The sequence below is a fragment of the Zobellia galactanivorans genome, from assembly GCF_000973105.1.
Taxonomy (GTDB): domain Bacteria; phylum Bacteroidota; class Bacteroidia; order Flavobacteriales; family Flavobacteriaceae; genus Zobellia; species Zobellia galactanivorans.
The window spans coordinates 4,921,922-4,936,079 of sequence record NC_015844.1; the positions used below are offsets into that span (position 1 = coordinate 4,921,922).

General features: G+C 38.0%; 11 protein-coding genes. 8 read left to right on the forward strand and 3 right to left on the reverse strand.

What is annotated here, in order from left to right; all coding sequences use genetic code 11:
* Nucleotides 1-221 precede the first annotated feature (221 nt).
* Nucleotides 222-647, forward strand: a complete 426-nt coding sequence (locus tag ZOBGAL_RS19800; RefSeq protein ID WP_046287612.1) for a hypothetical protein — start codon at nt 222-224, stop codon at nt 645-647.
* Nucleotides 648-871: 224 nt separating this feature from the next.
* On the opposite strand, the gene agaA is transcribed toward ZOBGAL_RS19800, so the two are convergent.
* Both agaA and ZOBGAL_RS19810 read right to left on the reverse strand, forming a co-directional pair.
* Nucleotides 872-2,491 (reverse strand): beta-agarase AgaA, encoded by a 1,620-nt coding sequence (gene agaA / locus ZOBGAL_RS23225; protein WP_013995526.1) that lies wholly within the window; start codon nt 2,489-2,491, stop codon nt 872-874.
* Between the two features lie 474 nt (nt 2,492-2,965).
* Nucleotides 2,966-5,053, reverse strand: coding sequence for a toxin-antitoxin system YwqK family antitoxin (locus tag ZOBGAL_RS19810; protein ID WP_013995527.1), 2,088 nt, complete (start codon nt 5,051-5,053; stop codon nt 2,966-2,968).
* A gap of 280 nt (nt 5,054-5,333) precedes the next feature.
* Between ZOBGAL_RS19810 and ZOBGAL_RS19815 the strand changes: the two genes are divergently transcribed.
* Nucleotides 5,334-5,621 (forward strand): hypothetical protein, encoded by a 288-nt coding sequence (locus ZOBGAL_RS19815; RefSeq protein ID WP_013995528.1) that lies wholly within the window; start codon nt 5,334-5,336, stop codon nt 5,619-5,621.
* Between the two features lie 103 nt (nt 5,622-5,724).
* On the opposite strand, the gene ZOBGAL_RS19820 is transcribed toward ZOBGAL_RS19815, so the two are convergent.
* Nucleotides 5,725-8,391 (reverse strand): PAS domain-containing sensor histidine kinase, encoded by a 2,667-nt coding sequence (locus tag ZOBGAL_RS19820; protein WP_013995529.1) that lies wholly within the window; start codon nt 8,389-8,391, stop codon nt 5,725-5,727.
* A gap of 440 nt (nt 8,392-8,831) precedes the next feature.
* On the opposite strand from ZOBGAL_RS19820, the gene ZOBGAL_RS19825 reads away from it, so the two are divergent.
* From ZOBGAL_RS19825 to fabF, 6 genes are all read left to right on the forward strand, one after another.
* Complete coding sequence (locus tag ZOBGAL_RS19825; RefSeq protein WP_013995531.1) at nt 8,832-9,185, forward strand: hypothetical protein; 354 nt, start codon at nt 8,832-8,834, stop codon at nt 9,183-9,185.
* A gap of 139 nt (nt 9,186-9,324) precedes the next feature.
* Nucleotides 9,325-10,071 carry a DUF6882 domain-containing protein gene (locus ZOBGAL_RS19830; protein ID WP_013995532.1) on the forward strand — a complete coding sequence of 249 codons (747 nt, stop codon included), beginning with the start codon at nt 9,325-9,327 and terminating at the stop codon, nt 10,069-10,071.
* A 75-nt stretch (nt 10,072-10,146) separates the two neighbouring features.
* A complete protein-coding gene (locus tag ZOBGAL_RS19835) occupies nt 10,147-10,722 on the forward strand; it encodes a hypothetical protein (protein WP_013995533.1) in 576 nt (191 codons plus the stop codon).
* A gap of 238 nt (nt 10,723-10,960) precedes the next feature.
* Complete coding sequence (locus ZOBGAL_RS19845) at nt 10,961-11,875, forward strand: glutaminase (protein WP_013995534.1); 915 nt, start codon at nt 10,961-10,963, stop codon at nt 11,873-11,875.
* 360 nt (nt 11,876-12,235) lie between these two features.
* Entirely contained in the window at nt 12,236-12,826 is a 591-nt protein-coding gene (locus ZOBGAL_RS19850) for a TetR/AcrR family transcriptional regulator (RefSeq protein ID WP_013995535.1), read from the forward strand.
* A gap of 51 nt (nt 12,827-12,877) precedes the next feature.
* Nucleotides 12,878-14,125 carry a beta-ketoacyl-ACP synthase II gene (gene fabF, locus ZOBGAL_RS19855; protein WP_046288102.1) on the forward strand — a complete coding sequence of 416 codons (1,248 nt, stop codon included), beginning with the start codon at nt 12,878-12,880 and terminating at the stop codon, nt 14,123-14,125.
* Nucleotides 14,126-14,158: the final 33 nt, after the last annotated feature.

A 14,158-nucleotide genomic window follows, 5' to 3' on the forward strand; every position in this document is an offset into this window, starting at 1 on the left:
TAGATTTTGAAGGGCGCGCCCAGGGTAGGGGATGTCCTTTCCAGGCCAACAAACCATTCAAAGGTGAGGAATTTCTTATATTAGTCGCTGTGAGTAGGAGGCATTCATGGGGATATCTAATCATTATCAAATATGTGGTCCACACCGAATACCAAGCGAATACCATATCCAACACCTTAAACACCGATAAAAAGCCTACTCTAATTTCTCTTTAACCGCGTATGAAAAAACTCAAAATTTGGACCATAGCCTTACATTCCTTAATTCTTCTAATTCATAAAAGCCTTATTTCCATAATGTTCATAATCGAGTTTTTCTCTATAGGCAGGGGGTTTTCCATGGGTAATAAGTTTTCGGATGCTTTTTCCCATATCTTACTGATGGCTACAATAACCGCTATTTTAGGCAAGTTACTTATCGTGTTAAGTCTCGTAATCAAAAAGACCATTGCCAAAAATGCAATTGGAATTATAGGTGTGCTTTTACTCTACCTTTCATTTAGATACTTGGCATATCCCACACTTCCTCATACGGATTTTCATAAATGGGCCTTCTGGTCCGGGCTACCTTTTCTTCTGGTGTCTATATTCTTATTTCACGAACAGTATACCGTACTAAAAGCAAGCTTCAAAAAGAAAAGTACCTAATTTACCCAGTAAACAGGGCATACACCATGTGCCGACATTGCACAAAAACGAAGCGGTTTACAGCAAGTACAAGAAGCCCCAAAACACAGATCATATTCTAGTTAGAAGAAGCTAACAATACCACCTAAAAATTTATCTTGGTTCCTGAAGTAACTTAAAAAACGACAAAGGCCTTTCTGTATCATCAGAGCGCCTTTGTCGTTTAATTGAAATTGTTATTGTGTTTATTGGACAATAAGTTTTGTACTCTGACCATTCAAATTGATAAAGTACATTCCTTTAGCAAATCCTTCTAGTGATATTTTCTGATTTTCGGAAACCACACTTACTTTTTTCACTACTTGACCTGCACTATTATAGATGATTATACTACTTCCAATTTCACTATTGGGAACAGTCACAAAATCATCTGTTTTTGCGGGGTTAGGATATAAAAATTCCGTAGTTTCCACAGGATCTTCCAATGTTAATCCTTTTGCCGCTAACAAATTAGCGCTGTTGCTCGTAACTTTTCTAATCCAGATTCTTGTAATGGACCACACATCCCCGCCATTACCAACTGAAAATCGCAAATCTAGTTTTCCGTCGTTGACATTTACGTCAAACGACCTACTAACATATTGCCCGGCATTGGTGTTTATGTTTGTTAATTTATTTTGCCCTTCGGCCGCGACGTTCATATTTTTTCGGGCATAGGTGTCCCCAAAAGTGATCAATACGTTATAAGTGCCATTGGATAGGTCTTGAGTGAAGAACCTAGTTTGTGAACTAAAATTAATATCACGGTTTATATTGTTCCTTCCGTTAGAAGCCCCACGATCTCTTGATCCGATGTCATTGGTGTTCGCCCATCCAAAATTACCAGCCCTAGTGGTGTTGGAAACCCGTGTATACCCTGGCCATACTGCCGAGGTGTCCGTTCCTAAATCATATTGAAATTCAGTGGCACCGTCGTTACCGTTGTTTCCACCTCCACTTACCGCAACAGGCTTGTACACACGTATCCAATCGACCCAGAAGATATTTTTGCTATCATCGGCCAGTTCTTCTTGAGTAGCCGCGGGCCTCCAATCTGTTTGATTTTCACAATCAATAATAATATTTGTTGCCTGATTCAACCCTGTTCCGCCGAGATGATTATTAGGATCAATTTCGGCTCTTGTGACCGTTCTAACCTTTACCCCGTCAATATAATATTCCAATGTAAATGGATCTTTCCAATAACATCCATAACGGTGATATGCTGAACGCCATGGTGTACCTCCGTTGTAATACCATGTAGCGTCTCCCATAGGCTGATAATCCGTAAAGGGGTTACGAATAAATGTATGGTGGCTCAAATGCATTCTTTGGGCGAACCAAGTTCCCCCCCGATCACTGCCATAGCCTTCCATAATATCAATTTCCTGAGTCTCGTCGTCAGTCAAGGTCCAGAAAGCATTTGCTAGTACCTGGTCCATTATCTTGGCCTTAATTTCCATATACACCGGGTACTGGATCTTATTTTTGGAGGTGATAATTCCGTTGTAAGATTTTCCATTCCCTGCTGGTTGTGCCTGAATTGCCAATTGAGAACCATTGGTCCATGCCTGCGGCGCATTAAAAATTGTTGATCCAGGACCAGTCCATCCATTGATATAGGAAGGTTTCCATTTACTAGTAAAGGCAGTAGGCCTATTTCCTTCACTACTTGTGTAATTAAAACTATCCGAAACATTATCCTGTAATTGCCAAGTCATACCATTTCCGGGATTGGCAGGTACAGGAATTCCGTTCCAGTCCTGTGCAGCGATAGAGCCACACAAAAGAAAAATAAAATACAGTAAAAGATAATTTTTTTTCATGATAATGTAATTTTAGGGGTTAATAAAAATGTATTCAACAAACAAACAGATGAATCATCGCCAAATATACAATGCCGTGTCTGTTTTCTAGGTTTTACCAACTCGACAAAAACTGAACAAAGATGTTTTTTGTGTTAAATTTTCCTACAATATTAGTAAAGAATAATCCTATTAATACAGTAGGCTTTTGAAGCTATTTTATCAATACTACACCCTAATAGGCTAGGGCTTCATAGACGCCTGTGGAGAAGTGTCAAATATGGGAAGGTATCCGAACCCGCCAAATGAAGGACTGGAACTGTCCCTACTATTGGCCGAGTATTTTGAATATTACAATAAGGAAAGAAAATATGAATCCATAGCTTATCATAGACCGATGGACATGTTTGGAAAAGTAGCATCAATTAACCGAGATATGTATAAAGGCTATCCTACTTATTGGGGAATGAACATAGAGCGAACTATACACGAAACCTATTCTTCGATTTTAATGAGGTTGGTGTACTTTTTTATTTTTTTGTCAACGGTTTTATCCTTCAGCTTTATTTTTTTATAGGTATTGTTCTTTATGGCAGCAGGAAAGCCCCTGTTCTCTATAATATAGTCCAACACATCTTCTTTATCTTCGGGGCTAAGGAGCCGTTTCTTTTTTTCCTTACCATCAACGATTAAGTTTTCTCCTTTGAAAGTAAATTCTGCGTTTTCAAATTTCCTGATCTCATCGCTAGTTACATTATAGGCAATGATAAAATCGTTATACGCTTGAAGGGTTTCAGCTTCAAGTATGCTATGCAGTATTTTGGACTGACCATCCTTGGTTTTGATACCTAATTTTAAGGAGGTGGGTTTCTTTACATCTACTTGAAAAGTTTCATAACTATGCGAATAATTTTCCATTGCTTGCTGGGGATCATCGTCCAAGGCATACCATTGCTTGTTCAATTGCAGTAAGGGTTTACTGGGAGAATCGTAATTATAATACTGAATGCGAATGGTGTCTTTTAGGGTATCGTCCTTTCTGCCATACACTGCAAAGGCCTGCTTTTGTTCTTTGGGCACTTGTAATTTCAAGGATCCGTTTTTTAAATGATAGGCTCCGTACATAACCAGGTCCATACTGCCCACACTTAGTGAGAAGAAAAACCGGTGGGTGTCTAAAAAGACTATGGAACTTGCCATTTCAAAACCGCCCATGTTATACCCGCCTTCCACCGTATCGGAACCTTTTGAAAAGGCTTGTAAGCGCTCTTGTTCTTCACTGTCTACCACTACATTTTCCCTAATCCGTACCCCATTTTTATAAGCACGGTATTCGTCATTGAACAAGACTATACCTTCAAATGGTTTTCCGTCTTTATAGGTTGCCTCTGCAAGTACTTCCCCGTCATAATAAAAAGCGGCATAGGCCCCTTCTTTTATTCCCGCTTTTGCATGGTAATACCCTATGGTCATATCCCTGGCTACATTGTAGAATTTTTGTTGGCCTTCTTCCTTGCCATCCTTTAAATTCACAATAATGGGGATTTTAGACCAACCGGTAAACTGTCTTTTTTCAACAAAAGTCCCATCCTGTTTTAGGCCTTCTTTATAAAATCCTTCGGCAATTTTCTTTCCCTTGTTCCATACCGTTTCCTTTCCATTTTTGGTCCCCTTGGTATAGGTTGTGATATAGGTCAGGTTATCCTCATCTTCCGTCTCAAAAGTACCTTCGTAAGGTTCGTTATCTTTGTAGATGCCGGAATAAATTACGTCGCCATTATTGTCATACCTCGTATAGGGGCCGTTAAAGCCCCCATGTTCAATTTTTGTAATGGATTTTATACCTTTTACGTATCCACACCGATTTCCTTTGAAAAAGCTTATGGCCGCGCCATCCAAAACTTTTTCGTCCATACAGTTGTTTTTTTGGATTACCCTTCCGGATTTGTCGTAAAAGATCTCTGTGTTTTCATCATAACAACCCTTATCGGGGCAAATACGTTCATAGGCCAGTATTTTAGTGTTTTCATAATACAATTGCTCTGCTATTATACGCCCCTCTTTATACTGTATAAAACATTTACTAATCCCTTCGTTTGCCCTGCCATCTTTATAGTGCAATGTGGTCAGTAATTTACCTTCCTTGTCATAGGATTTGGAGGATTGCCATTCGCCATCCAAAACTTCGGCATCACTTTTTACGGCACCATTTTCATAATAAGAGGTGATCGCTCCGTTCTCTTTCTTATTTTTATAGGTAATCGTTGTTTTTTTATGACCATTGGGATAATACCACACTACGGTACCGTCGTAATAAGTATTGGCGCCCAAAGGTGCCGCTTCCGTAGCGTCCATCCTTAGCTCCCATCCCTCAAATTGCAGGGTGCCATCGATATAATAGTCTTTTACCAAATATTTATTCCCGTCTTGCTTTAACGGCAAGGGCCTGTAAAAACTGGCATTTGATTTTGTGGTTTCGCCCCAATTGTGATCGTAATAAATGGTGTCATTTTGGGCGTTTATTTCGGTTTGAAAGAATAGGGTAAAAACTAAAAGGCAAACGGTGTAGTATTTTGTGTTCATGATTTTATTTTAATTAGGCGGAAATGGCACCGCACATAGCAAATTTAGGCGTTAATAGATAGGGGACACGATAAAGGCGGGTAGGGGGGATAGGTAGGCTTGGTTCCCTTTTCCAAAGCTATAAAAGCGGGTGGAATCGAGAAATTATTCGCCCCATTAGGGCAAGTGTCGCCCCCTTGGCAATTTATGTTTTTACTAAACTTGATGGCAATATGTGAAATAGGATTTTTCTTTTAATCTTATAATTAATTTACTAGCCTAAACCAACCCTTAAATTTTAGTGGAAAAAAATATGTTCACCCCCGACCCCATAAGGCCTATGCTTCAATTCAAGCTTAGCTACGCACTATTGGGGATATGGGCACAGAACGGATATAACATTTACAAAAAAAAACAAGGATTACTTTATGAGGCTATAAACGGTAATTTGTTTAAAATATTTTCAGGGAAAATGAACCCCGTCCCCATGTTGATGAAGATGACACCTATACAAGTACCCCTTAAAACCGAACCTGCCCTTGCCAAACTATTGGGCATCACGGAAAATCAATGCCAAGCCTTGTTTTAACTAAAGTCCGAGGCCCCATTAAGGGAGCAACGCCACCAGAGATCCAAATAAAGTCAATTCGCCGTTATTTTCAACTTGCACATTTATGGTGTTAGGGCCAAAACTATTTGAAATGTATTGTGAACGTCGTTCCTACATTAACCTTGCTAGATGCAGAGATAACGCCGCCCATGGCTTCAATCTGCGTTCTTGTCAAAAATAAACCTACACCTTTTGCATCAGGATGTCTGTGAAAAACCTTATTCAATCCAAACAATTTATGCCCGTGTTGCTCTAAATCAATACCGAGTCCATTGTCATGGAACTTAAGTATGGTTTTTTCGTTTTCAATCTCTGTGGTAATACGTATTTCCGGTAAGCGGTCTTCCGATTTATATTTGATCGCATTTCCGACCAAATTGAGGAAAATGCTTTCCATGTAAATTCTCTTATAGGGAATGGTAGAAACCTTGGAAAAGTCGCTCTTGATGATGACACCGGACTTTAATATTGCCCCACTAAGAATTTCTTTGGTATCTAATAGCACATCGGCCAAATTGATCTCTTCAAGGTCTTCCCCTGAATCACTGATCTTTGTTTTTAATGCATCGACCAAGGTATTAAGCGTTAAGGTCAGATGTTGAACAACTATTTTAAACTTGCTAAATATATCAATACGGTCTACTTCATTTTCTGACTGATCATATATTTGAAGTAAGGCATTAAGGTTGGCCACTGGGGCCCTTAAATTATGAGAGGTTATATGGGTGAAATCTGCAAGCTGCTTGTTTTGTGCGGACAGTGTTTGAGCTACGAGTTCTAAATTATTTTTTGCGTCATTAATTTTTTGTTCGGCTAATTTCTGTTTAGTAATATCACGTATAGCAGCGGAAACCAACAAACCCTCTTCTGTGTGAAGAGGACTCAAACTTATTTGAATGGGTACTTCTTTCCCATTTTTTTTTAATGCGAACAACTCTCTGCCATCGCCCATTTCTCGTGATATCGGGGAATGGAAAAAACGATTTCGATGGTTGGAATGTTTATGATAAAATCTAGCGGGTATTAAGATTTCTACCGGTTTATCAACTAACTCTTCTGGTGTATATCCAAATAATTTTTCCGATTGTTTATTGATCAACTGTATAACTCCTTTATCATTTACGATAACCATGGCGTCAGGAGCAGATTCTAGAAGCCCTCTGAACTTCCTTTCCTCCATTTTAATTTCAGTAACATCTTGGCAAGTGCCGATCATTTCTATAATCTGGCCTTTTTCGTTTGTAAAAACTTCCCCAAAAAGTTGAATTGTTTTGACCTTGCCCGAGGTTGTTATTATACGATGCGTAAAGCTCTCCCACTTTTTGTCGTTTTCTACGTTCTCAAAATGTTGATCGACAATTTTTATATCCTTAGGATGGACAAACCTATAATACGAGTCAAAATTAAGGTCGGATATGTCTTCGTCAAGCTCTAAAATTTTATAGAAATTTTGTGACCATTTCACCTTATCGGCAACTGTATCCCATTTCCAACTGGCCATCATTGAAATCTGTTCCGCAAAATTCAAAAGCTGATTTTTTTTCAGTAATTCATTCTCAACGTACTTTATTTCAGAAATATCTTTTGAGATTGCAATAAACCCTTCATTCTCATTGTCGCGATTTTTTATACCCGTTATTGTAGAGATGACGTAAACCGGCGAACCATCTTTTTTATAATACGTCCATTCACGAGTGTCGTTTAACTCTATTTTATGAAAATTTACATAATGATCAAAGGTGGCCGGGTCTCTTCCGTTAAGTTCTGCTATGTCATTTCTAAATTTTATTATTTCTTCCTCGCCAATATATAATCTAGGCTTTTCTTTTCCTACCATTTCAGCCGCAGAATACCCCAATAAAGCCTCGGCACCCTGGTTAAAACGTTTAATAACACCCTTCTTATCCGTTGATACGATCATAATCGATTTAGAATCGAATATAGCCTGCAATTCAGAATGGGCCTTATTTAATTGTTGTTCGGCAAATTTTGTTTTATCAATGTCTTGTATTATTCCAAAAAGCCTAGATGGTTTTCCATTCGAGTATTCTGCCCTTCCAATCACCCTAGTCCAACAGACATTACCTTTGGCTGTAATAATTTCTAATTCTAAATTAAAATGAGTGCCGTCAGCCTCAGCATTATCAAACGCATTTAGTAATTTATCCCTACTTTCTCCTTCTTTGAAAAAGTTAAATCCATTATCAAAAACGGGGATAAAGTCTTCTGAAACCTCGTGTATTTCACGAGTTATTTTATTCCAATACACCACTTTTGTTATAAGATTCAACTCCCAAGCCCCTATTCTCGCAATTTCATTTGTTTTTTCAAGTATGTCATCAATTCTGGCTTTTTCCAGCTCTTTTTCCTTTCGACGTGTAATATCGCCAGTATGCATTAAAATTCCGCCAATTTTGTCCTCTGATATAAACCAAGGGCGAACATCCCAATAGATCCATTGTATGGAACCATTTTTACGCTTAAAAGCCGTTTCTTCACAAATATCCGTAGCTCCGTTTAGGCATCTCTTGTGCATAGCTTTCCAATCATCACCTATTTCAGGAAAAATTTCATAGTGCGAACGGCCTATTATTTCAATTCCTTCCAGGCCATAATCTTTTATCCATGATCGAGATGCTGCAATGTAGCGCATGTCATTATCGACCATAGCCATTGCGCTAGAAGCCTGGTCAATGAACATTTTCTGATACTCTTTCTGTGACTTCGAATCGTTTTTAGCTACACCCAATGATTCTAATTTTATAGAAATTTTATTTAAGGTAATGAAAATTAGTGATGTAGAATAGAATAGTTGGCTTGAGTAGCTGTTTTTACCTAATAAAAAAAATCTTACAACATTTAAACGAATTATCGTAATAATAAACTGTTTTTTTTATATAACCCAACTCGCCCTTTTTTTACCATACCCGCATGGGACTCATAAAATAGTCTTGACATTGTATGGGGTAGTAGATCGAATAGACGTATTTACGAACATGGGGCTTTTGGGTTTTCTTAAGCCTACGGTAATCGATTCCGTCAAATCTGCACACCGGTAAATACATTGCCCTGATCAAATATTATCGTGGGTGCCGAATATCATCATAGGCTGTTCCGTAATTATTATTAAATTCCCGCAGGAATTTCGAAATGATTTTATGCAAATGGACTTCACGCAAAGCGTAAAAAATGAATATAGCTACATTTGAGGCGAATTGCACCCAACCTACTTGCGGACATAAATTTGACGCCCCGTTATTATCGGATTTCAGCTATGGGGAATATATTTATAGTTCAAACGACGGTATGGAAATTAAATATTTTTGTGGTTTAAAAAGTGAAGCCTGGAAGCTTATTGGAGAAATAATATCCGAAGCGGATGAAAAAGATAAAACACTAAAAATTGGTCCTACTATTCAAAGGTTAATCGGACTTGTTGCAGACAGGAAAAATCCTGATTCCTATTTCACTCAAGACATCTATTGTCCAAAATGTCGCTCAAAAGTTTTCACTATCGATTCTGATAAAAAAAACAGGAATTAACGATTACCTAACTTTGACATTTGAAAATTTCATGAATTTACCTGAGCTTAAACGAAAATATTTAATAGAGAGCTTGATAATGGAACAATAAATTCAAAGAACCTCGGGTTAATAAAACCTACAAACAAAAGCTTTCGCTATGGGAATATTAGATAACCTCTTTGGAGGAAAGAAACAGAAAGGGAAACCTGAAATTGATTCTTCCACATTCAAAGTAATTGAAAAAACCGATTACAACAGTTTTAAGGAAGCTGTTGAACAAAATGCTGGACTTTCCTTTGAAAAACAAATGATTTTCGGGGATGTAATCGGTTCAAAAGCTTGGGAGCTTGATATGGGAGAGGGAAAAATCATATTCGATTCCTTAGAGTTTCCTATTCAAATAATAGGCTCACTATCTTTTAATGACAACTCTTGGATGTGGGCCTGGGCGAATACGCAAAGTGGAATGCCTGAAAACCTGTTAATTCAATCCAACCAACTGAAAGCCATAGGGGAAGAGAAGCATATTGAAGAATTGACCGATCCTCATTTTAATGTGGAGGAAGGTTTTGAACACAAAATAGGAATGATGGTTTGTGGCTTGTTTGGCTCTAAAAGCTATTACTGTGCCAATTACGGGCAAGGAACCCTCGTTGTAACCATAGATGACGATAAAATACCCGGCATTGACAAAAACCACTTTGAAAAAATAATGACTTGTTTCCCACAATTAATAAGTGGAGTAGAATTAAACCATAAAAATGCTTTCATGAATTATCTGATCGACCGAGACTTTCAATTGGTTATTTCAGAAGATAAGGTTGAAGGATTGAGAAATGGTAAAGTCGTTGTAGCGGAATTTGACGAATTGCACCGGCTGAAGTCCTTGAAAGGGAAAATATAAAATAATTAGGAACAACAGGTATCAGATACACCTTCCTTTGGTCTGTCCCTCGATATCATCATAGGTCTACATACATTGAAAAAACATATACTGAGCATATACCCGCTGATTTTTGCGGTCCTGTTTCTGATTTCTTGCAATGCGGAAAAGAAAGAAATACCAACTACCGAAAAAGATTGGGATCAAGTCATACACTTAAGCGATCTATACTCCGAAGAACAAATTGACCAATATTTTACAGAGGTCAAATCCGATTTTAAAAAGTTTGTTGAAGATGATGGAATAATTACTTACGAGTTACAACAAGAACAAATAGCAAATAAAAGTGTCTTAGGATTATATAATAAAACCACAGCCTTTCCTCTAGATGTAGAAGAAAATCTATTTATGGGTTTTGTAATGGACCAAACCGTAGAATTATTAGATTCTAAGGAATTAGATTACACTAAAGTCGAAAACATTACCATAAATTCAACAAATTATGTGACGTATGAAGTTTTTTCGGATAATCGCAAATTTGGTTACTTTATATTATTTCACAAAAAGAATAAAATGTTCTCCGTAAATCTATTTGCCCTTCCTTTTATAGAACCTGATTTTGAACGGTTGAATAAAAAAATAGATGATATGGAGAAAAGTATAAACCGATAAGCGCCCTTTGTTAACGCTTAGCTATTGCACGACTTACGTGAGCATCCCATGTATGGGAGCATATGTAAATGGCCTCAATAAATTACCCCACTTCGGCAGGCTCAGTGCAAGGCTTTGAAGGGGCAAGCGCAGGCCGAAAAAAAGGAAAAGAATTTCACCATGTGCGTGGCGGAGAGCAAGAGGAGGTTTGTCACCCATCGTTAAGAGCTCATCCCTTGGCACCATTAATAACAGAAATGTGGATATAAAAAAAGTAGTTCAAAATGTATACGACAAAGTAAAGGGTATTGATGATAAGGGAAATTTAGCATCGTATATCCCTGAATTAGGAAATGTAAATCCCGATTTTTTCGGGGTGCATATTTCAACCATAGACCATTTAAATTTTGGGGTAGGAAATAGTTCCGATAAATTTTCTATACAAAGTATCGTCAAGGTGCTTTCGTTAATTATGGCATATCGTCTATTGGGCGAAGAACTATGGAATAGGGTAAAGGTGGAGCCCTCCGGAACCGCTTTTAATTCCCTTATCCAACTTGAAGTCGAAAATGGAATCCCTAGAAACCCATTTATCAACGCTGGAGCTCTTGTCATTGCAGACATACTCATAAGTAATTTAAGATATCCCAAGGAAGATTTTTTGAACTTTGTAAAAAAACTTTCAAACAGTAAGGAGATTCGTTATTCCGAAAGAATAGCGACTTCCGAAAAAAATGTAGGCTACCGCAATGCCGCCTTATGTAATTTAATAAAGTCGTTCGGGAACATTGAAAACAATCCCTCAGAAGTTCTTGACTTCTATTTTAACCTTTGTTCACTCGAAATGAGTTGCGAAGACCTTTCGAATCTATTCTTGTTTTTAGCCAATGACGGCTTTACTTTAGGCGATAAGCAACAAATACTTACAAGAAGCCAAACCAAAAGGATAAATGCCCTAATGCAAACCTGCGGCTTCTATGATGAATCTGGGGAATTTGCTTTCAAGGTAGGACTTCCGGGCAAAAGCGGTGTTGGTGGAGGAATTGTAGCGGTGCACCCAAAACAATATGCCATAGCCGTTTGGAGTCCCAAATTAAACGAAAAGGGAAATTCATATAAAGGAGTGAGATTCCTTGAAGAGTTTACAACAGAAACCGAATTATCAATATTTTAAGAGACCGAAGCCATACCAAGAGGTAAAACCAAGGGTAGGTAAGCAACCTTGATTTCCTATAATAAAACGGCATATACCCCTTTCGATACGTGTACAAGTAAGGCCTCCTCAAACATTTATGGGACCGGAAAAAGGAAAAAATTACAAGCGTTGATTTTCAACCCTCTCTAGCTCGAGCAGTATGCTTGTGCTATCAATTCCTACCCGCAGGGCTGGGGATGTTCTCCCGGAACCAAGCCATCAATGGTCCTATCCGATTATTGGCCAATGGAGACAAAAAACGCGTCGGCAAAGAATGAAGAAGCGAATCAAACCCCATAAAAATTTGCTTATCCATATACCGTAGAGTATATTAGCAATATGATACGATCGGAAAAAACCAGGCAATTAATCATTGAGAAAACCGCTTCAATATTCAATAAAAAGGGATATACAGGAACGTATTTGTCCGATTTAACCAAGGCTACCGGGTTAACAAAGGGCAGTATTTACGGTAATTTTAAAGATAAAAACGAGGTTGCACTAGAGGCTTTTCGGTACAATTATAAATTTCAGACGAGACAAATACTAGATAAAATTGAAAAAGAAAACAAGGCGATAGATAAATTAATCGCTTTCTTGAACCATTACAAAACATCCTTTAAACCCATTTTTAAAAACGGTGGCTGTGCCATATTGAATACGGCTGTAGATTCAGATGATGGAAATGATCTATTGAATAAGGAAGTCGTAAAAACCATTCACAATTGGCACCACAAGGTCACTTCAATTTTAGAAGACGGGGTCAATAGTAAGGAACTTAAAGAAATAGACGTCAACCAATTTTCCTACCGAATGATTTCTATGATCGAGGGTAGCATCTTACTGGCCAAAACACTGAACAAACCAGAAATTTTATTAAACAATATAGCCTATCTAGAAACAGAAATTCTTCAATTAAAACAAGAGTAAAAAAAATTTAACCCACTATATACCTTACGGTATATGAAAAAAAAGACAATTATGAAAAGAGTAGTAGTAACAGGATTGGGAGCAATTACGCCGATTGGCAAAAACGTAAAGGAGTATTGGGATAATTTATTGAAAGGGGTTTCAGGGGCGAACAAGATAACGCGTTTTGATGCGAACAAATTCAAAACCCAATTTGCTTGTGAAATAAAGAATTATGATGCTTTGGACTATTTTGACCGCAAGGAAGCAAGAAAACTCGATAGGTTTAGTCAATACGGACTAATCGCGTCAGAAGAGGCTATCAAAGATGCTGAACTGGAATTTTCAAAATTGGACACGAATAGAATTGGTGTGATATTCTCAAGTGGAATCGGTGGCTTTGAAACTTTTGAAAAGGAAATAATCGATTATACCAATAACCATTTCAACCCTCGTTTTAATCCTTTTTTTATAACCAAAATAATTTCCAATGGTTTATCGGGAACCATTTCAATCAATAACGGATTAAGAGGTGTAAACTATTGTCCGGTAACGGCTTGTGCTTCGTCAACACAGAGTGTAATCCAAGCTTTTAACTATATCCGTTTAGGAAAGGCGGATATCATTATCGCAGGTGGCTCGGAAGCTCCAATTACAGAAGCTTCAATTGGGGGGTTCAATGCAATGAAGGCCATGTCTACGAACAATGAAGACTATAGTTCCGCCTCAAAACCATTTGATAAAAAGAGAGATGGCTTTGTTGTTGGTGAAGGAGCTGGAGCCTTAATCATAGAGAGCTTGGATTCCGCGATAAGGAGAAATGCCAAAATTTACGCCGAAGTTGTCGGAGGCGGGGAAAGTTCAGATGCTTATCATATTACCGGCACCCACCCTGAAGGACTTGGAGGGTATTTAGCCATGCAAAACGGAATAAGCGAAGCGAATATTACGCCCAAAGAAATTGATTATATAAATGCGCACGCCACATCTACCGGCTTAGGAGACTTGTCTGAAATTAAAGCGATCGAAAAGCTATTTGATTCGAATCTAGATAAAATCCAAATTAGTGCGACTAAATCCATGACAGGACATTTATTAGGGGGAACAGGTGCCATAGAAGCGATATCAACTTGTTTATCGGTAAAAACAGCTATGATTCCCCCAACGATAAACACCACCGAAGTAGATGAAAAAATATCAAAAAAACTGAATTTATCCCTCGGTAAAAAGACCTCTAAAGATATTAATTACGCCCTGAGCAACAGTTTTGGATTTGGAGGACATTGTGCCGCCCTTATACTAAAAAAATATGTTGGCTAACCATACATAAAAATGCCCCCCACTTCGGCAGGC

Excerpts from the sequence above, each read along its gene's own strand:
- ZOBGAL_RS19800 (WP_046287612.1), top strand. The coding sequence starts at position 222 with ATGAAAAAACTCAAAATTTGGACCATAGCCTTACATTCCTTAATTCTT.
- agaA (WP_013995526.1), bottom strand. The coding sequence starts at position 2,491 with ATGAAAAAAAATTATCTTTTACTGTATTTTATTTTTCTTTTGTGTGGC.
- ZOBGAL_RS19810 (WP_013995527.1), bottom strand. The coding sequence starts at position 5,053 with ATGAACACAAAATACTACACCGTTTGCCTTTTAGTTTTTACCCTATTC.
- ZOBGAL_RS19825 (WP_013995531.1), top strand. The coding sequence starts at position 8,832 with ATGAATATAGCTACATTTGAGGCGAATTGCACCCAACCTACTTGCGGA.
- ZOBGAL_RS19830 (WP_013995532.1), top strand. The coding sequence starts at position 9,325 with ATGGGAATATTAGATAACCTCTTTGGAGGAAAGAAACAGAAAGGGAAA.
- ZOBGAL_RS19850 (WP_013995535.1), top strand. The coding sequence starts at position 12,236 with ATGATACGATCGGAAAAAACCAGGCAATTAATCATTGAGAAAACCGCT.
- fabF (WP_046288102.1), top strand. The coding sequence starts at position 12,878 with ATGAAAAGAGTAGTAGTAACAGGATTGGGAGCAATTACGCCGATTGGC.